This is a genomic window from Terriglobales bacterium (assembly GCA_035691485.1).
Classification (GTDB): domain Bacteria; phylum Acidobacteriota; class Terriglobia; order Terriglobales; family Acidobacteriaceae; genus JAIQGF01.
Genome location: DASSIZ010000047.1, coordinates 77,233 through 95,066 on the forward strand (window position 1 = coordinate 77,233; position 17,834 = coordinate 95,066).

General features: G+C 59.9%; 15 protein-coding genes. 10 read left to right on the forward strand and 5 right to left on the reverse strand.

Going from position 1 to position 17,834, the window contains the following annotated elements; translation table 11 throughout:
• The first annotated feature begins 42 nt into the window (after positions 1 to 42).
• On the forward strand, positions 43 to 1,257 hold the full coding sequence (locus tag VFI82_06050) for an aminotransferase class I/II-fold pyridoxal phosphate-dependent enzyme (GenBank protein ID HET7184227.1): 1,215 nt from the start codon (positions 43 to 45) through the stop codon (positions 1,255 to 1,257).
• Between the two features lie 94 nt (positions 1,258 to 1,351).
• Positions 1,352 to 2,083 (forward strand): CpsB/CapC family capsule biosynthesis tyrosine phosphatase, encoded by a 732-nt coding sequence (locus VFI82_06055; GenBank protein ID HET7184228.1) that lies wholly within the window; start codon positions 1,352 to 1,354, stop codon positions 2,081 to 2,083.
• Here VFI82_06055 and VFI82_06060 read toward each other — a convergent pair.
• The 3 genes from VFI82_06060 to dprA form a co-directional block, all read right to left on the reverse strand.
• Complete coding sequence (locus tag VFI82_06060; protein HET7184229.1) at positions 2,080 to 2,550, reverse strand: hypothetical protein; 471 nt, start codon at positions 2,548 to 2,550, stop codon at positions 2,080 to 2,082. The two genes, VFI82_06055 and VFI82_06060, sit on opposite strands and share 4 nt — an antisense overlap.
• A gap of 155 nt (positions 2,551 to 2,705) precedes the next feature.
• Positions 2,706 to 5,240 carry a type I DNA topoisomerase gene (gene topA / locus VFI82_06065; GenBank protein ID HET7184230.1) on the reverse strand — a complete coding sequence of 845 codons (2,535 nt, stop codon included), beginning with the start codon at positions 5,238 to 5,240 and terminating at the stop codon, positions 2,706 to 2,708.
• 192 nt (positions 5,241 to 5,432) lie between these two features.
• A complete protein-coding gene (gene dprA, locus VFI82_06070; GenBank protein ID HET7184231.1) occupies positions 5,433 to 6,590 on the reverse strand; it encodes a DNA-processing protein DprA in 1,158 nt (385 codons plus the stop codon).
• Positions 6,591 to 6,686: 96 nt separating this feature from the next.
• Here dprA and VFI82_06075 point away from each other — a divergent pair, with 96 nt between their 5' ends.
• The 8 genes from VFI82_06075 (at position 6,687) to VFI82_06110 (ending at position 14,323) form a co-directional block, all read left to right on the forward strand.
• Positions 6,687 to 7,565 (forward strand): menaquinone biosynthesis protein, encoded by an 879-nt coding sequence (locus VFI82_06075; protein HET7184232.1) that lies wholly within the window; start codon positions 6,687 to 6,689, stop codon positions 7,563 to 7,565.
• Positions 7,566 to 7,737: 172 nt separating this feature from the next.
• Complete coding sequence (locus VFI82_06080) at positions 7,738 to 8,451, forward strand: VTT domain-containing protein (GenBank protein ID HET7184233.1); 714 nt, start codon at positions 7,738 to 7,740, stop codon at positions 8,449 to 8,451.
• On the forward strand, positions 8,448 to 8,837 hold the full coding sequence (locus VFI82_06085) for a helix-hairpin-helix domain-containing protein (protein HET7184234.1): 390 nt from the start codon (positions 8,448 to 8,450) through the stop codon (positions 8,835 to 8,837). The genes VFI82_06080 and VFI82_06085 overlap by 4 nt, the downstream gene beginning before the upstream one ends.
• A gap of 126 nt (positions 8,838 to 8,963) precedes the next feature.
• Entirely contained in the window at positions 8,964 to 10,010 is a 1,047-nt protein-coding gene (gene mqnC / locus VFI82_06090) for a cyclic dehypoxanthinyl futalosine synthase (GenBank protein HET7184235.1), read from the forward strand.
• Between the two features lie 207 nt (positions 10,011 to 10,217).
• A complete protein-coding gene (locus VFI82_06095; protein HET7184236.1) occupies positions 10,218 to 11,837 on the forward strand; it encodes a cellulose synthase family protein in 1,620 nt (539 codons plus the stop codon).
• Positions 11,838 to 11,955: 118 nt separating this feature from the next.
• Positions 11,956 to 12,651 (forward strand): phosphoribosylformylglycinamidine synthase subunit PurQ, encoded by a 696-nt coding sequence (gene purQ, locus VFI82_06100; protein HET7184237.1) that lies wholly within the window; start codon positions 11,956 to 11,958, stop codon positions 12,649 to 12,651.
• Between the two features lie 102 nt (positions 12,652 to 12,753).
• The gene (gene proC, locus VFI82_06105) at positions 12,754 to 13,608 is read left to right on the forward strand and encodes a pyrroline-5-carboxylate reductase (GenBank protein HET7184238.1); all 855 of its coding nucleotides are present in this window, start codon (positions 12,754 to 12,756) and stop codon (positions 13,606 to 13,608) included.
• A 133-nt stretch (positions 13,609 to 13,741) separates the two neighbouring features.
• A complete protein-coding gene (locus VFI82_06110; protein HET7184239.1) occupies positions 13,742 to 14,323 on the forward strand; it encodes a BON domain-containing protein in 582 nt (193 codons plus the stop codon).
• A 103-nt stretch (positions 14,324 to 14,426) separates the two neighbouring features.
• On the opposite strand, the gene VFI82_06115 is transcribed toward VFI82_06110, so the two are convergent.
• Both VFI82_06115 and VFI82_06120 read right to left on the reverse strand, forming a co-directional pair.
• Positions 14,427 to 15,539 carry a D-glycerate dehydrogenase gene (locus tag VFI82_06115; GenBank protein HET7184240.1) on the reverse strand — a complete coding sequence of 371 codons (1,113 nt, stop codon included), beginning with the start codon at positions 15,537 to 15,539 and terminating at the stop codon, positions 14,427 to 14,429.
• A gap of 255 nt (positions 15,540 to 15,794) precedes the next feature.
• A partial coding sequence (locus VFI82_06120; GenBank protein HET7184241.1) for a transketolase occupies positions 15,795 to 17,834 on the reverse strand: 2,040 nt, incomplete at its 5' end.

A 17,834-nucleotide genomic window follows, 5' to 3' on the forward strand; every position in this document is an offset into this window, starting at 1 on the left:
CCGGGCATTCGGCTACAATCGTAGGTCCAGCGGATTACTGCCATGCCCATGACCACGCAAGCCCGCGAAATCCTGGCCGCGCTGCGGCTGGAGAATGTTCGTTACGCGATTCGTGATCTCGCCGTCCTGGCCGACGAAGTCGCCAGGAGCGGCAAGAAAATCCTCCCGCTCAATATCGGCGACCCGCTCAAGTTCGACTTCGCCACTCCGCCGCACTTGATCGAAGCGGTGCAGAAAGCCATGCGCGATGGCTACAACGGTTACGCGCCTTCGCTCGGCATCGACGCCGGGATCAAGGCGATTGCCGGCGAAGCCGAACGCCGCGGCATTCGCAACGTGCAGAGCATCTTCATCACCGCCGGTGTCAGCGAAGGCGTCGAGATCTGCCTCACTTCGCTGTGCAATCCTGGCGAAAACGTGCTCACGCCGGCGCCCGAATACCCTTTGTACTCGGCGGTGCTGGCGAAAATCGACAGTCCAATTAACGCCTACTTCCTCGAAGAAGAGCAGGGCTGGGAACCGAACATCGAGGAGATGGCGAGCAAGATTACGTCGAAAACGCGCGGAATCGTCGTCATCAATCCCAACAATCCGACCGGCGCGGTGTACTCGCGGAAGAAGCTGGAACAGATCTGCGAACTGGCGCGCAAGCACAACCTCGTCATCCTCGCCGACGAGATTTACGACAAGCTCATTCTTGATCACGACGTCGAACATGTCTCGCTGGCTTCGCTCGCGCCTGACGTTCCCGTGATTACCTTCAGCGGACTCTCGAAACCCTACCTGGCGCCCGGATGGCGCACTGGCTGGGCAATCTGCAGCGGTCCGAAAGAAGCCCTCAAAAGCTACATTGAAGGCACTCACAAGCTTCTGCGCGCGCGCCTGTGCGCCAACGCGCCCATGCAGTACGCCATCCAGCCGGCACTCGAAGGCCCGCAGGACCATCTGAAAGAAATGAATGAGAAATTGCGCCGACGTCGCGACTTGACGGTGCAATGGGCGAACTCCACCCCGCGCGTGAGTTGCGTCTCGCCGAAAGGCGCCTTTTACGTGTTTCCGAAGCTCGACATTTCCGGCGACGATCTCGATTTTGTCAAAGGCGTGCTGACGGAAAAGCAGGTGCTCGTCGTCCACGGCAGCGGATTCGGCCAGCACCCCGGCACGCGCCATATCCGTATCGTCTTTCTGCCCGACGAAGCGACGCTCGCCAAAGCCTATGCGGGCATGGCCGACTACCTGCGCGAGCATTACAAGTAGGTGGCGCGGCCATGCGGGCACCCTGCGCGGGCCATGCGGGGCGAACTCGTCTGTCGTGTACCCGGGCGCGTTATAGTTAATCGCTGAACGTTACATGGTCGACATTCACAGCCATATTCTTCCGGAAGTTGACGATGGCTCCCGCTCCTGGGAGATGTCGGAGCACATGTGTCACATGGCCGCGGGCGACGGGATCGAACACATGGTTGCCACGCCGCACGCCAACAGCACTTACGCGTATGATCGCGACTGGCTGCGCGGCCTGCTTTCGGAATTGTCTCGGCGAACCGGCGGCAAGCCCAAGCTCAGCCTGGGCTGTGACTTTCATCTGTCCTACGAAAATCTGGAAAGCATCGCTCAAACGCCTCACCGGTACACCATCGAGGACACACCTTATCTCCTGGTCGAGTTCAGCGACTTTTCCATTCCGCCGTCGCTGACCGCCGAACTGGAAGATCTGTTGCTGCGAGGCTTGCGGCCCATCATTACCCATCCCGAGCGTAATCCGCTGCTGCAGCACAAACCGGAGCGCGTTCTGCAGTGGGCACAATTGGGGTGCGCGGTGCAAGTCACAGCATCATCGGTGACCGGCAATTGGGGCGAGAAGGCGAAAAAGGCGGCGAAATGGCTGCTCGATCGCGAAGCCGTGCATATCCTGGCGACCGATTCGCACAACATTGAACGCCGCCCGCCGATACTTTCCGCTGCCCGCGACCTCATCAGCCGCGTTTATGGACCGGGGGTCGCGCAAGCAATCACAAACGACAATCCGCAGGCCGTCGTTACCGGGCAGCCTCTTCCCTACTTCCCGAAAGTCCGAGCTTAGCCCTTCGCCGCCGCCCGAGCTTTCATCATTTCGCCCCACTTCTTAAACTGCCCTTCCATCCATTGCACGCGCTTGCGCAGCTCAGGCGTACTGCTCAGCAGTTTCTCGGTTCTCTGCATGAATTCGTCGCTGCCCGAAGTTTCACGCATCTGCTTGATATAGGGCTTGATCTTGACGTACGTGAATACGATCTCGCCGTTCCAGTCGAAGAACAGGTCGGCGTTGACGACTCCGCGCAGCACCAGCGACGCGGCATTTTCCCAATATGTAAGGTTCTGGCGAAACCAGGCATTCTCTTGCGTGCCCCAGCCCATCATGACTTTCTGGACCGCTTCCCAGGAGCTGAAGTCGGCATTGCCGTACCAGTGGCGCGCCTTGCGCATCTCCGGTTCACGGCGCAGGTCGTAAAGTTTCATCACGATCTCGGCATCGGCAGCAGTTGCTTTCTTGCCGGCGGTTTTGGGCATATGGTTTCTCCTCACGAAAACTAAGAGTGGAATTTCTCGATGGCGCGGAACGCGCTGTCATTCAGGATTCGGCAAAATATAACACAACGAGGGGAGCGAACTGCGCTCCCAGACGATGGAACGGAGTGCACGCGGTAGCGCGTTTCAGGCGACTGCTAGGCGACGGCGCCTTCCTTGGGCTCGAGCGGGCGCGAGTAATCGCACTTCACGGCGCTCTCCGGTGCTTCTTCGCCCTTCTTGCGGCGGCGCTTGGGCTTGTCTTCTTCTTCCGCGGCAGCGCGCTTGTTGTTGGGACAAGCGACGACCGCGCCGGACTTCAGATTCTTCTCGATCAGGTACGGACTGCCGCATTGCGGGCAGGATTCGGCGATGGGCTTATAAGCCGAGGTGAACTTGCACTTCGGGTAATTCGAGCAGCCATAAAAGAGGTTGCCGCGGCGGCGCGCCTTCTTCTCCACCAGTTCCCCGTCCTTGCATAACGGGCACGGCACGCCGATGTAGTTCTGCTTGACGTACTTGCACTCAGGATAACCGCTGCAGGATACGAACTCGCCGTAACGGCCGTGACGCAGCACCATGTTGCGGCTGCACTTGGGGCATTTTTCTTCCAGCGGAATATCGGGCACCTTCTTGCCCTGGTCGAGCCGGCGCGTGGTCTTGCAATCGGGATAGCCGGTGCAGGCCATGAACTGGCCAAAGCGTCCGCGCTTGAGGACCATGGTACGCCCGCAGTTCTCGCAATACTCCTCCTGCGTGGTCTCCTGGATGTCGGCGGAGTCCAGATCCGGCAGATCAATCGGATTTTCCTTGGTGAAGGTGCAGGAGTTGGGATCGTCCTTATCGTAGGTGCTGCACGCGTAGAAGGATCCGTGCTTGCCCCACTTGATCACCAGCGGCGCGCCGCAACGCTCGCACTTCTCGTCGGTCGGCTTCTCCATCCGCTTGATGTTTTCCATGTGTTTCTCGGCGTAGCGGAGGTCCTTCTGGAACTTCTTGTAAAAGTCGCCGAGCGCGTCGGTCCACTTCTCCTTGCCTTCTTCGATTTCGTCCAGCTCTTCCTCGAGCCGGGCAGTGTACTGGAAGTCGAAAATGTCCTTGAAGTTTTCAACCAGCAGGTCGGTGACGACCAGGCCGATCTCAGTGGGAACAAATTTTCCACCGAGCTTCTGCACGTACTGGCGCTCCTGGATGGTGCTCAGGATGGCGGAGTAGGTGGATGGTCGGCCGATACCGCGTTCTTCCAGTTCTTTCACCAGCGACGCCTCGTTGTAGCGCGGCGGAGGCTCGGTGAAGTGCTGCTCGGGTTTCAGTTCCTTGAGCGTCAGCCTCTGCCCTTCCTCGAGCACGGGCAGCTTGTGCTTGAGCGCCTCGTCTTCCTCGTCCCTGGTGTCCTTGGCTTCCTCGTAAACCTTGAGGAACCCGTCGAACTTCAACACGGAACCGGTGACGCGGAAGATGTAAGACGTTCCGTTTGATTTGGCTTCAATGTCGACGCTGGTCTGGTCGAAAATCGCGGGATTCATCTGCGAAGCCACGAAACGCTGCCAGATCAGCTTGTAGACCTTGTACTCATCTTCCTTCAGGTACTGCTTCACCGAATCAGGATGGCGCAAGGCGGAAGTCGGGCGTATGGCCTCGTGCGCTTCCTGCGCTTCCTTCTTGGACTTGTAGGTGTTCGGCGTTTCCGGCAAATATTGCGGGCCGTATTCGTGCGCGACATATTCACGAACTTCGTTGAGCGCGTCGTTGGAGACGCGCACCGAGTCGGTACGCATGTAGGTGATGAGACCGACGGCACCTTCTTCGCCGATATCGATGCCTTCGTAGAGTCGCTGCGCGATCATCATGCTGCGCTTGACGCTGAAGCGCAGCTTGCGCGAGGCGTCCTGCTGGAATTTGCTGGTGGTGAACGGCGGCGCAGGCGAGCGGCGGCGCTCGCGTTTGTCAACGCTGCGTACGGTCCAGGAAGCGTTCCGCAGAGCGTCAACGATCTTTTTCGACTCTTCTTCGTTCGGGACCTCGGTCTTTTCTTCGCCGATGCCGATAAAGCGCGCATCGAAGGCGGGCGGCTTGGCGCCCTGCAGGTGGGCGTCGATGGTCCAGTATTCTTTTTTCTCGAAGGCCTTGATCTCGCGCTCCCGATCCACGATCAAGCGCAGCGCGACGGTCTGCACGCGGCCGGCAGATAAGCCACGACGGACCTTGTCCCAGAGCAGCGGCGAGACCTGGTAGCCGACGAGCCGGTCGAGCACGCGACGCGTCTGCTGCGCGTCCACAAGGTTCCAGTCGATCCCGCGCGGATGCTGGAATGCGTCCTGGACGGCGCGCTTGGTGATCTCGTTAAAGGTGACGCGCCAGATCTTGTCCTCGCCTTTTTTCCTGCGCTTGCCGTCGGGCGCAAGTTCTTCCGCCAGGTGCGCGGCAATCGCCTCGCCTTCGCGGTCGGGATCGGGCGCGAGGTAGACCGCGTCCGCCGACTTGGCCAGCTTCTTCAGCCTGGCCAGAACCTTCTCCTTACCCGGAATGACGATGTAATCGGTGTCGAAATCGTTCTTGATGTCGACGCCCAGGGTGCTCTTGGGCAAATCCTTGACATGGCCGAGCGAGGCCTCGACGTCGTATCCCTTGCCGAGATACTTCGCGATGCTCTTCGCCTTGGTCGGCGATTCGACGATGACTAAGTTGGACAAAATTACCTCTTGTGAGTTTTCAAGCTAGCACGGCTTTTATGGTATTGGCTATCCGGCCGTCTGTGATCCGGCTCTCAGCTTTCAGCTAAGCCGTTTTGCAATCACGCGTTTGCGCGTAACCTCGACAGTAACGAAACGGCAGTTCGCTGTACCACGAGTCAGTCGCGTTTGCAGCCGCCGCGGCAAACCAGCTCAAAAAGCTTTTACGAAATTTTTTCCCGGCATCTGCCGGACTTTGCCCGCCAGTTCCAACTCGAAAAGCGCGGCGAATATCTCGGAAGACGACATTGTGCCTTCCAGCCGTTCGACGATGTCATCGATGTGGGTGCTTTCGTCCGCTTTGAGCAATGCCAGCACCTTACGTTCCTGCGGCGGCACCGCTTCGGACTGGAACAGGGATGCGGTAGCACCCGGTTCCGTTGCAGCAGGCCGCTCCGCCTCCAACTTCAGCCGAACGTCGGCGGGCAATTCTTCCCAGACATCTTCCCAGGTCGCGGTCAACTTTGCGCCTTGCTTGATCAACGTGTTCGGACCCCACGAGTTGCGGTTCGTAACATTGCCCGGCACAGCAAACAGCTCGCGATTCTGCTCCAGTGCGCATCGCGCGGTAATGCGCGTCCCGCTGTACTCGCCCGCCTCGATCACCAAAACACCGACTGACATGCCGCTGATAATGCGGTTGCGAATCGGAAAATTCTGCGGCGCGGCGAATGTGCCGACGGGAAACTCGGTGACCAGAGCGCCTCCAAACGCGAGGATCTGATCGGCAAGCCTGCTATTTTCGCGGGGATAAAAAACGTCGATGCCGGTTCCGAAGACGGCGACGGTTCTTGCCTTGGCAGAAATGGCACCGCGGTGCGCAGCCGAGTCTATGCCGCGGGCCATGCCACTGATAATGATGATCCCGCGGGCCGAAAGGTCGCAGGAAAGTCGCTCGGCCATGCCGAGACCGTAGGGTGTGGGGTGGCGCGTGCCGACCACTCCGATCCCCGGGACCGACAGGATTGCGGGGTCCCCGCGAACATACAGCGCGACCGGTGGATCGTATATTTGCTTGAGCAGCGACGGGTAGTCAGGATCGTCCAAAGTGAGGATCTGCGCGCCGAGGCTGGCCGCTCTCACCATTTCTTCCTGCGCCAACTCCGACGATTTGCCGAGCGCGATGGATTGTGCCGCGACCGCGGAAAGTCCGGCCGCTTCCAGTTCGGTCAGGCTGGCGTTGAACACGGCCGCGGTGCTGCCGAAATGCTCGACGAGGCGCCGGCATCGTCCGGGTCCAAGCGAGGGCGTCAGCGCCAGGGCGAGCCACTGCAAGTGATGGGAGGCGGGTGCGGTCTTTGCAATTGACATGAATCTCCCAGCCTGGGAAAACCACCAACTTTACACGCCTTGCTCCGCGGGGTCAGCGAGCCGCGTCACACCTCTTTGTTACAATCACGGTTTACGATGCGACGGCTGAAAGTTTCCGCCATTTCGTTCCTCAACACCGCGCCGTTAATGTGGGATTTCGATTACGGCGCCACGCCGGAGCAGCACAGCGACGACGATCTTCCGCCCGAACTGCGGTCTGATTTCACGGTTGAGTACACGGTTCCATCGCACTGCGCCGAGGCCTTGAAGCGGGGCCGCGCGGATATCGGGATCATTCCGGCGATCACCTACGCCACGATTCCAGGTCTGGTGATTCTCCCCGACGCCGCCATCGCCGCGAAAGGCGCCGTGCGATCGATCTTGCTGGTGAGCCGAAAACCGGTCGAGCAGGTGAACACGATCGCCGCCGACACATCATCTCGGAGTTCGGTGGCCCTGGCGCGGATACTCTGCCAGAAGCTCTGGGGGCGCGTCCGGCAGTTTCGCGCTTTCCCCGCCGACCTTGATTCCATGCTCGCCGCCTGCGATGCGGCGCTGCTGATCGGCGACCCCGCCCTGCGCGTCGCACGCGCCGACTATTTCGTGTATGACCTCGCGGAGGAGTGGCGAAAGTTCACCGGCAAACCATTTGTCTTTGCTTTCTGGGCGGCGCGGATGCAGGCGCTGAGCGAAGCGCGCCGCGACCTGGACGTCCCCGCGGTGTTCCGCAATTCGCGTGATCACGGTGTGCAGCCGGCGAATATCGCGACGATCGCGCGCGGCTGGAGTGGCCGCGTCGGGCTGACCGAGCGGGAGATTGCCGGCTATCTGACCCGCAACATCCACTTTGCTCTCGACGCCGAGAACCTGGAGGGCCTGGAACTCTTCTTCCGCTACGCGGCCGAGTGTGGCGTCATTGAGGAGGCGCCGTCGCTGCGCTTCCTCGGCATGGCCGCGCCCCAGTTTGTTGGCTGAACTTTCCCCTGGAAGCTGTGATATCAGCAAGATTTATCTCTTAAATCCAATAAATCCAACTCTGGTGACTTTCGCCGGCCTCGCTGGTCGCGTCTAACCTCCTGGGGAATGAGAGTACGCGCGTCCTTCCTCCTTGTGGGTGACCTTGATCAGCTTGCTTGCATTCTCCGTCATGGACTGGCTGCACCGGCTTGGCCCGGTCGGGTTGTTCCTGGTCGGCATCATCGACAACTCGCTTATTCCCATCCCCGGGGGGATGGACATTTTCACAATTCTGCTGGTATCGGGACACCGAAGCGCGTGGCTTTATTACGCCGGAATCGCGACCGCCAGCTCGGTTTGTGGCGGCTGGCTCACATTCCGCCTCGCCCAGAAGGGCGGTGAAGAAACGCTGGAGAAGAAGATCGGCAAAAAGCGGGCAGAAAAGATTTATGCCAAATTCGACAAACACGCGTTTTCCACTATCGTGATCGGCGCCATGTTGCCGCCGCCATTTCCTATCGTTCCGGTGCTGATGGCGCCGGGCATCCTGGAATATCCGACACGCAATTTCCTGTTCGCTCTGACCGTTGGCCGCGGCATCCGTTATGCCGGCGTCGCGTACCTTGCGCACCTGTACGGAAACTCAATTATTGGTTTCATAACACGCTATCGGACGCCGGTTCTGTACGTTCTGTTAGTATTGGCGGCCTTGGGCGGCATGGGTGCCCTTGTCTATTTCAAGTATTACCGGCCCAAGCGCCGGGCCGAAGAAAAGCGCCGCGGCGAACCGGTCGAGGAGCTGCCCATTCCCGGCAAGGGCAACCAGAAGCTGAAGGAGCAGCAACAAGGAAGAGCCGGCGACGCGGATAGCGTCGACGAAGACGCAAAGGAGAAAACTGCATGAAGAAATTATGGATGTTACTGATCACCGTGAGCTTGGCGACAGCAATGCTCGCCGCTCAAACCAAGACAGATAAGTCGACAGCCAAGTCGGGCAAGGACACTTCGGCGCAGACCTCCAAGCCCTCCGCCGACACCGCCGCGGCGAAGTCCGGCGCCAAGATCGACATCAACTCTGCCAGCAAAGACGAGCTGGAGAAGCTGCCCGGCATCGGTCCCGCAACCTCGCAGAAGATCATTGATGGACGTCCTTATCGCGGCAAGAACGACCTGGTTACGAAGAAAATCGTGAGCAAGAGCGAGTACGAGAAGATCAAGGACCAGATCATTGCGCACCAGGCACCGCCGGCTGCTGCGGGCAAGCCGAGCAAAGACACAACCAAGAAATAGCTCTCGCGGTCTGTCGGTTTTTCCGCTTCTCAGCTCCGTTAGTCGTAAGTCGCTCGGTCGCCCGAGACGCCGGTGACTTCAAAACACCCTGGCTGATAAACTGAGAGACTGGCAGACTGTTTCTCTATGTCCCTGACGAAAGCCCAAGCGCTCGACTGGTTCCGCTCCGACGACTTGATCGGTCTGGGCATCGAAGCGGACGCGCAGCGGCGCAAGATCCATCCCGACGGCGTGGTCAGCTACATCATCGACCGCAATATTAACTACACCAACTTCTGCACCGAATACTGCACCTTCTGCGCGTTTTATCGTCCGCTGAAGGGCAAGTTGGCGGCGGAAGGCTACATCCTGGATTACGACACCATTTACCAGAAGATCGCGGAGACCGTGGAATTGGGCGGCACTGGTGTGCTCATGCAGGGTGGGCTTCATCCCGACCTGAAGATCGACTGGCACGAAACAATGCTGCGCGGGATCAAGCAGCGCTTCCCACGCGTTCACCTGCACTGCTACTCGGCGTCGGAAATCATTGCCATCGCCGAATACAGCGGCTTGAGCATTCGCGACACCATCGCTCGCCTTCGCGATGCCGGACTGGACTCGATTCCCGGCGGCGGCGCCGAAATCCTGGATGACGAAGTGCGCTACCGCATCGCGCGCCTGAAGTGCCTGACGGAAGATTGGCTCAACGTGCACCGCACAGCACACCAGCTCGGCATGCGCACCACCGCCACCATGATGTTCGGCGTGGGCGAGACGCATGAGCACCGCATCAACCACCTGCAGCGGCTCTATGACCTGCAGGAGGAGACAGGCGGGTTCACGGCGTTCATCCCATGGAGCTTCCAGCCGCACAACACCGCGCTCGGCGGCCGCGGCTGGGATGAAGCCACAGCGGTGGAATACCTGAAGGTGCTGGCGATCTCGCGGCTGTTCCTCTCTAACTTCCTCAACGTGCAATCGAGCTGGGTGACGCAGGGCCTGAAGGTCTGCCAGCTCGGGCTGCGCTTTGGCGGAAACGATGTCGGGTCGGTCATGATCGAAGAGAACGTGGTGCGCTCCGCAGGAGTGACCAATTGCACCACGGAAGAGGAACTGCGCCGCATGATCCGCGACGCCGGCTTCCGCCCGGTGCAGCGAGACACGCTGTATCGTACCTACTTCCTGAACTGAACCGCTGTCGGCATTCGGCTGTCGGTGATCGGCGCGTGCGCGTTGGCTTACCGAGCGGCGTTCAGTGTTCTTTTCTCGGCCTACTCCCGAACACGGTGGCCGACAGCCGAGAGCCGATTGCGTTACAATCAAGTGTTTATACCTGCTCGGGCGGCTGCCCGTGATCGTCTGCTGTACCGGAGCACTGCGCTGAACACTTTTGTCCCCATGTTTGCCCTTTTCGCGGCGCGGCCGAGCGTCGGCCAATATTTTCGCAGCCATTTCCTCGATACCACTTTCCGCGGGCTCTATCATGCCAACGCCTTCGACTACGCGCTGCTGATTCCGTATTTCATCGTTCTGATCTGGCTGGCGTCCTACGGGATTCACCGCTACGTGCTGGTGTACCTGTATTACAAGAACCGCAAGAACCGCGCCAGCAGCGACCATCCCCCAGGGCGATTTTCCGACCTGCCGCGGGTCACCGTGCAGCTGCCGATTTTCAATGAGCAGTTTGTCATTGAGCGGTTGCTGGAAGCGGTGTGCAAGATGCAATATCCGCGCGAGAAGCTGGAAATCCAGGTGCTCGACGACTCCACCGACGAAACCGTCGATGTCGCCCGCGACGCCGTCGATCGCTGGGCAACGCTCGGCTACCCGGTCACTTATCACCATCGCAGCAACCGCGAGGGCTTCAAGGCGGGCGCGCTGCAGGAAGGGATGAAGATCGCGACCGGCGAATTCATCGCCATCTTCGATGCTGACTTCGTGCCCCCGGAAGATTTCCTGATGCGCTGCATCCACCAGTTCACCGCGCCCGACGTGGGCATGGTGCAGACGCGCTGGACGCACATCAACCGGAACTACTCGTTGCTCACCGAGGTCGAGGCCATCCTGCTCGACGGACACTTCATCCTGGAGCACGGCGCGCGCTCGCGCACCGGCGTCTTCTTCAACTTCAACGGCACCGCGGGCATGTGGCGGCGGCGTGCGATCGAAGAAGCCGGCGGGTGGCAGCACGACACGCTCACCGAAGATACCGACCTCTCCTACAGATCGCAGATCAAGGGCTGGCGCTTCGTTTACTTGCAGGACGTGGAGTGCCCTGCTGAGTTGCCGGTGGAGATGACAGCGTTCAAGACGCAACAGGCGAGATGGGCCAAGGGCTTGATCCAGTGCGCGATCAAGGACCTGCCGTTGGTCATGAGGAGCAACGCGCCGCGGCGCGTGAAGGTCGAAGCCTGGTATCACCTCACGGCGAACATCAGCTACCCGCTGATGATTGTGCTCTCCACGCTGCTGTTGCCGGCGATGATCATCCGCTTCTACCAGGGCTGGTTCCAGATGCTGTACATCGACGTGCCGCTGTTCCTGGCCTCGACGTTCTCGATCAGCAGCTTCTACCTGGTGTCGCAGCGGGAACTGTTCCCGAAAACCTGGCCGCGTTGCCTGTTGTTCCTGCCCTTCCTGATGGCGCAGGGCATCGGCCTCACGCTGACCAATACCAAGGTCGTGCTGGAAGCGCTGTTCGGGAAGCAATCAGCGTTTGCGCGCACGCCCAAGTACCGCGTGGAATCGAAGAAGGATAGAGTGCGTACCAGCAAGTACCGCAAGCGGCTCGGCCTGATTCCTTATTTCGAGCTGCTCGTCGGCGCCTACTTTGCCGCGACCGTCTGGTACGCGATCACCAACGAAAACTACATCACGGTTCCTTTCCTGTTTCTGTTTGTGATGGGTTACTGGTACACCGGCTTGATGTCGCTGCTGCAGGGGCGTTTTGAGCGCATCTTCAGCGGCCGCGAACTGCGCGAGCCCCAAACCGGCAAGCCATACCCGGTCGGCGTGTAGCCCATAGCCGGTCTGCTCTCCACAGGAGTCGATTCGGCTGCCGCGAAGTCCCTTGCGAGACCGTGAACATGCACGATCGCGCCGTGGGATTCGCTCCACCGATGCTAAACTGGTCACAATGAAAGTCGGCGTCATTCAATTTCCAGGCTCGAATTGCGACCAGGATCCCTACTGGGTATTCCAGCAGGTGGCGAAAGAGCCGGTCACGTATCTCTGGCATGAATCGCAGGACCTGGAAAACTGTGATTTGGTAATCGTTCCTGGCGGCTTTTCCTACGGCGATTACCTTCGCACCGGCGCCATCGCTCGCTTTTCCCCGGTGATGGAGGCGGTCGGCAAATTCGCGGCCGGCGGAGGATTGGTGCTCGGCATCTGCAATGGTTTTCAGATTCTTTGCGAATCGCACTTGCTGCCGGGCGCGTTGTTGCGCAATGCCGGGCTGAAATATATCTGCAAGCCGGTGCACGTGCGCGTGGAGACGGAAACTCCCTTCACCGCCTCCTGCCGCAAGGGCGAGGTGCTGCAGATCCCCATCGGACACATGGAAGGTAACTACTTTTGCGACGCTGCCACGCTGGAAGATTTGCGCCGGGAGCAGCGTGTGGTGTTCCGCTATTGTTCTCCTGCAGGCGAGATCACCGAGGCGGCTAATCCCAATGGCTCACTCGACAACATCGCCGGCATCTGCAACCATGGCCGCAACGTGCTAGGCATGATGCCCCATCCCGAACGCGCCAGCGAAGCCCTGATGGGCGGTACCGACGGGTTCAAGATTTTCGATTCCCTGGTCCGTGCCATGGCGCTGCGACCGTAAACCCCCTCCAATTTCGCCCCCGCATGGCGGTAAGATGCCGCGGCAAAGCTGGCAAAATTCAGCGCTACGGATGATCAAGGAAATATTTTGGGAAGGAAGCATATGCAGCAAGCAACGAAGAGGGCAAAACACAGGCCTCAGGCTGGTACGCAAAGTCTCGCACTCTTGGGAGCCGGGAAAATGGGCGGCATTCTGCTGCAAGCATTCGCGCATTACGAGGGAACGCCGCGCTTGGAACTGAGTGCGACCGTGCAGCACGCCGAGCGCGCCGGCAAGCTTGCCCAGCGGTTCAATATCCCGGTTACCACGGACAACCGGCGGACCGCGCGTAACGCGGACATCATCTTCGTTTGCGTAAAGCCGCAGGTCATGGACCAGGTGCTGGCGGAAATCCGGCCTGAGGTTGGGCCGAATAAGCTGATTGTGTCGATTGTCGCTTCGGTTCCTACCAGCTACATCGAGGAAAAACTGGGCAAGGAAGTCCCGGTGGTGCGCGCCATGCCCAACACACCGTCGGTGGTGGCCTGCGGAATGACAGCCATCTGCAAGGGCCGGTATGCGACCGACGAGCACATGGAAACGGCTCGCCGGCTTTTCACCTCGGTGGGGCGCTGCGCCGTCGCTGACGAAAATAAGATGGACGCGATTACCGGTCTTTCCGCCAGCGGCCCAGCCTACATCTACATCATCCTCGAATCGCTCGCCGAAGCCGGCGTCAAAGTCGGCCTGTCGCGCGAACTTGCGACCGAACTGGCGGCACAGACCGTGCTTGGAGCGGCGCAAATGGTGCTGAAGACCGGCGAGCATCCGGCGCTGCTGAAGGAGGCGGTCACTACCCCGGCCGGCTGCACTATTGACGGCATTTTGGAATTGGAAGAGGGCAAGCTGCGCGTCACGCTCATCAAGGCGGTGGTGAAGGCGACGCAGCGGGCGAAGGAACTGCTCATTTCGAAATAGCCATTGCGGAATTGCCGAACTGCGGAACTGCCGAGTTGCAATTCGGCAAGGCAATTCGGCATTGGATTCCCCGGCCTCCCGGCTGCTCAGCTTTGCATCCCAGCTTTATCCCCTGACCTTGCTTGGAGGTCCTATGCTCAGGAAGTTCTTTGCTTTTACCTTGCTGTCGATTCTGGGTTTGGCGCTGGCGTGTTCCTCGAACCGCAATACGAACGCGCGCAATGACAACCCGAACGCTGCCCGCAACGACAAAGAAGCAGTTGAGAAATCGCTCGACCAGGCCGGCTTCAGCGGCCTGAGGGTCGAGTGGGACAAAGATAAGCGCGTCATCGCGTTGAACGGCCGCGTGCGCTCACCGGAATTGAAAGCCAAGGCCGGTGAAGTCGCGCAGCAGGCCGCAGCCGGCGACGTGGTCTCCAACCAGCTCAGCATCGAGCCCGTGGACGAGGAGCACGCGGCAAAAACCATCGAGCGCAACGTTGACGACGCGATCGAGAAGAACTTCAAGGCCGTGCTGGTGGCCAATCGTCTCGATCACGAACGTATCCACTACCAGGCCAAGAACGGCGTGCTCACGATCGACGGCAAGGTGAAGACGCCCGCAGAGCGGACCCAGGTCCAGAAGCTGGCGGCGACGGTGCCGAACGTCGATCAAGTGGTGAACAAGCTTGACGTGGATCGCAAGAACGTGGAGCAGGCGGCAGAGCCGCGGTAGAGCAGTAGTTAGGAGTCGGCAGGCAGGAGTTAGCGGCTACTGGCTCCAGGTTGCAGGCTTCAGGCCGGTTTTCCTGGAGCCGGGTAGCCAGCAGCCTGAAGCCTCATTTGAAAGCTTCTTTGTTAACTACGAAGGGCATTTTTGCCGGATCGCCGTTATAGTGGTTCTCCAGCACATCAATCAAGCCTTGCACGCAGCGCCCGGCCATGCCTTTGTCAGGATCGGTCGAGAGGCGCGTGATCTTGCCCGCGCTGGCGAAGTGTGGATACAGTCGGCAGCGGTCCTCGATGGCGGGGTCGCGCAGCGGAGAATCCGCAGGCAGCGGCTCCTTGGCGAAGACGTCGAGCGCCGCGCCGGCAATCCAATTTTCCCGCAGCGCCTTGGCCACCGCGTTTTCATCGACCACGGGTCCGCGCGAGTTGTTGATCAAGTACGCCGTCGGCTTCATCATGCGCAGCGTTTTCTCGTTCATGAGGTGGTACGTCGGCGTCTCGCCTTCGCCGGGCCGCACCAGCGGAACGTGGATGGTCACGAAGTCGGCTTCGCGTAACGCCTCTTCGAAGCCCACGTACTTGATCCAGGTTCGATCTTTCGTGATCCCCAAGGAATGCCTCAATTCCTTGAGCTGCTGTATTCCCCGCACGAACTCGTGATTCTGGTAAACCGGGTCGTAGCACAGGATATTCATGTCGAAGCCGTCACACTTCTTGATGATCGCCAGCCCGATGCGCCCGGTGCCGATCACCGCGATCGTTTTTCCGCTGACCTCATCGCCGAGAAATGGCAGGTACGGGTGCCAGGTTCCCCATTCGTTACGGCGCAGGTTCAGTTCGGCGCTCCACAATTTCCGCGCCACCGCTCCCATCATGAAGAAGGCGAACTCCGCCGTGGCTTCGGTCAGGACGTCGGCGGTGTGGGTAAATGGGACCTGGTAGCGATTGGCGTCGGCGCGGTTGATGTTGTCGAAGCCGACCGCGAGCTGCGATACCACCTTGAGGTGGCCTTTGCCGGCCTCGAAGATTTCCGCGTCAATCGGATCGCGAAGGGTGGTGATAAGGCCGTCCACACCGGTGCGCAGCGTTTCGAGTATGAGTTTCTTCGGCGGCGGCTCTGGACCGGGATAAACCTCAACTTCGTAGCCGCGTTTGCGCAGCATCTCAAGAGCTTCGCCAATATCACACGTCGCATAAACGCGGAAGCGCTTCTGGTCAGCCATGCAGCTCTCCCCCACACCTGAAGAAACAATCTAGCTTACGGGAGGGGTTGGCAAAAAATCCACCGCAGCGTAATACCTCGTACAAGGCCACAGCAATTTCGGGAAATGTGTTTTGCTGCCTCGGTGAGGCGCCGAGGCCTGCGAAGAACTTGAACTCGCAAGTGCACACAAGCGAGGGCAGTGTCACAAGGTCTCGTTTTCCCGCGGGGGTTCGTTTTTGAGACCCGTGCTACACAGCAGGTGACAATTCGGAAGTCAGTTCCGGCTGCTGACCAATTGGCCAAGATCCAGGCGTGTCGTGGCCTTTTGGCGCTTGATCTTCATCAGCTCTACGGCCTTGTGCGCGATGTGCTCGGCCGAGACCTCGAATTCCTTGATCAGCTCCCACGGCGCGCCGGAATCCCCGAACCGATCTTGTACCCCGATGGCGCCGGTAATAATCGGCTGCCCGTACATTTCGGGGCTGGCGGTGATGGCCGCGCTGACGCGCCATGCCAGCGCGCCAATCTGGTGCTCTTCCGCAGTCACGACAACCCCGGTTTCCTTCGCGGCGCGGACAATCGCAGCCTCGTCGACCGGCTTCAGCGTGTGCAGGTTGACAACGCGCGTCTCGTAGCCGAAGTCCTGCTTCAGGATGTAGGCAGCACGCATGGCTTCCGGCACCATGGGGCCGGAAGCAATGATGGCCAGGTCCTCGTCTTCATTTTCGTAGTGAGAGGCGAGCACGGTATCGAAGGCGTCAATAAAATCCTTCGCTTCGCGGCGGAAGCGGATCACATTTGCCTTGCCGAAGACCCAGGGCGTGTCCGGTTTCGTAACGATGGGCGTGGCCTCGCGCGCAAAGCGAATGTACTTGGGACCGACGTGCCGCATCAGCAGGTAGTCGGTCGCCTTGCGTGTTTCGACGCTGTCGCAAGGAACCACGGCCACCATGTTGGGGAGACCACAGATTGCGAACAGATCTTCCAACGCCTGGTGGGTGGCGCCATCCGGTCCGACGGAAACCCCGCCATGCGCGCCGGCGATCAGCACGTTGAAGTTGCCGTAGCAAATGGTGGTGCGAATCTGGTCCAGGTTGCGGCCGACGGCAAAAGTCGCATAGGTTCCAAATACCGGCAGCTTGCCCTCCCGCGCCAGGCCGGCCGCCACCGCGGTCGCGGACTGCTCAGCGATGCCCATGCTCATCCACCGCGGTTTGCGCTCCGGCTTGTTGTTGTAGAACTCGCTGATGGTGATGGAGCCGGAGATGTCGAGCCCGAGCGCCACCACGCGTTCGTCGGCGCCGTTGACGGCCAGCGATTCGCCGAATCCCATGCGCGTCGGTTTCATCTGGACCTGCATGTCTACGGAGTTGTTCCACCAGTAGTCCCGCCGGAACTGCGGCATCTTTTCGAACAGCTTGGCATTCACCGTCGCCTGGTAGGACTTGGCCTTCTCGAGCAGAGCCTCGAGAGGGATTTTCTCCGTCAATCCAAGCTCGGCCAGGCCCTTCCTGGTTTCATCCAGGTTCGTTGCCCTGCCGTGCCATCCGGCCACATCTTCACAGAAGCTGATGCCTTTGCCCTTGATGGTCTCAGCAATGATGGCCAGCGGCTTGCCGGTTCCTCTTCGTGCTTTCCCCGCTTGTAGGGCTTCCACCACCTGGTCCATGTCATGACCGTTGATGCGCACCACGTCCCAGCCGAAGCTGAGGTACTTCTGCTCGATGGGATCGATGTTCATGACATCGGCCACGCGACCGTCTATCTGCAGGCGGTTGTAATCCACGATTCCGACCAGGTTGTCGAGTTGGTAGTGGCCGGCTTCCATGGCCGCTTCCCAGATCTGGCCTTCCTGCTGCTCGCCATCTCCCATGATGCAGAAGGTCGTGTAATTTTTCTGGTTGAGCCGGGCGGCAAGCGCCAGGCCCACCGCTATGCTCAAGCCCTGCCCCAGGGAACCGGTCGAGGCTTCCACACCCGCCAGCTTCAACCAGTGCGGGTGGCCTTGGAAAGGCGAATAGAGTTTGCGGAGCGTGACCACTTCCTCGGGGGCGAAAAAGCCGGCGAATGCCAGCCCGAGATAAAGACTCGGGGCTTTGTGTCCGGTGGAGAAGATGATGCGGTCGCGGTCGGCCCACTCGGCGTTCTGCGGGTCCAAGTTAGCGACTTTCAGATAAAGCGCGGCGGCGATATCCATGATTGACAGGGTTCCGCCGGCATGGCCGCTCCCGGCAGCGCACAGGGCGACCAGGTCATAGCCGCGCATCAGCCTGGCGGCGTCTTTGAGCTGGTCGATGGAATAATCGCGCACGAC

What these genes read in the sequence shown, in the direction of transcription:
- VFI82_06050 (HET7184227.1), top strand. Translation starts at nt 43, where the DNA reads ATGCCCATGACCACGCAAGCCCGCGAAATCCTGGCCGCGCTGCGGCTG.
- VFI82_06055 (HET7184228.1), top strand. Translation starts at nt 1,352, where the DNA reads ATGGTCGACATTCACAGCCATATTCTTCCGGAAGTTGACGATGGCTCC.
- VFI82_06060 (HET7184229.1), bottom strand. Translation starts at nt 2,550, where the DNA reads ATGCCCAAAACCGCCGGCAAGAAAGCAACTGCTGCCGATGCCGAGATC.
- dprA (HET7184231.1), bottom strand. Translation starts at nt 6,590, where the DNA reads ATGTCAATTGCAAAGACCGCACCCGCCTCCCATCACTTGCAGTGGCTC.
- VFI82_06075 (HET7184232.1), top strand. Translation starts at nt 6,687, where the DNA reads ATGCGACGGCTGAAAGTTTCCGCCATTTCGTTCCTCAACACCGCGCCG.
- VFI82_06080 (HET7184233.1), top strand. Translation starts at nt 7,738, where the DNA reads ATGGACTGGCTGCACCGGCTTGGCCCGGTCGGGTTGTTCCTGGTCGGC.
- VFI82_06085 (HET7184234.1), top strand. Translation starts at nt 8,448, where the DNA reads ATGAAGAAATTATGGATGTTACTGATCACCGTGAGCTTGGCGACAGCA.
- mqnC (HET7184235.1), top strand. Translation starts at nt 8,964, where the DNA reads ATGTCCCTGACGAAAGCCCAAGCGCTCGACTGGTTCCGCTCCGACGAC.
- VFI82_06095 (HET7184236.1), top strand. Translation starts at nt 10,218, where the DNA reads ATGTTTGCCCTTTTCGCGGCGCGGCCGAGCGTCGGCCAATATTTTCGC.
- purQ (HET7184237.1), top strand. Translation starts at nt 11,956, where the DNA reads ATGAAAGTCGGCGTCATTCAATTTCCAGGCTCGAATTGCGACCAGGAT.
- proC (HET7184238.1), top strand. Translation starts at nt 12,754, where the DNA reads ATGCAGCAAGCAACGAAGAGGGCAAAACACAGGCCTCAGGCTGGTACG.
- VFI82_06110 (HET7184239.1), top strand. Translation starts at nt 13,742, where the DNA reads ATGCTCAGGAAGTTCTTTGCTTTTACCTTGCTGTCGATTCTGGGTTTG.
- VFI82_06115 (HET7184240.1), bottom strand. Translation starts at nt 15,539, where the DNA reads ATGGCTGACCAGAAGCGCTTCCGCGTTTATGCGACGTGTGATATTGGC.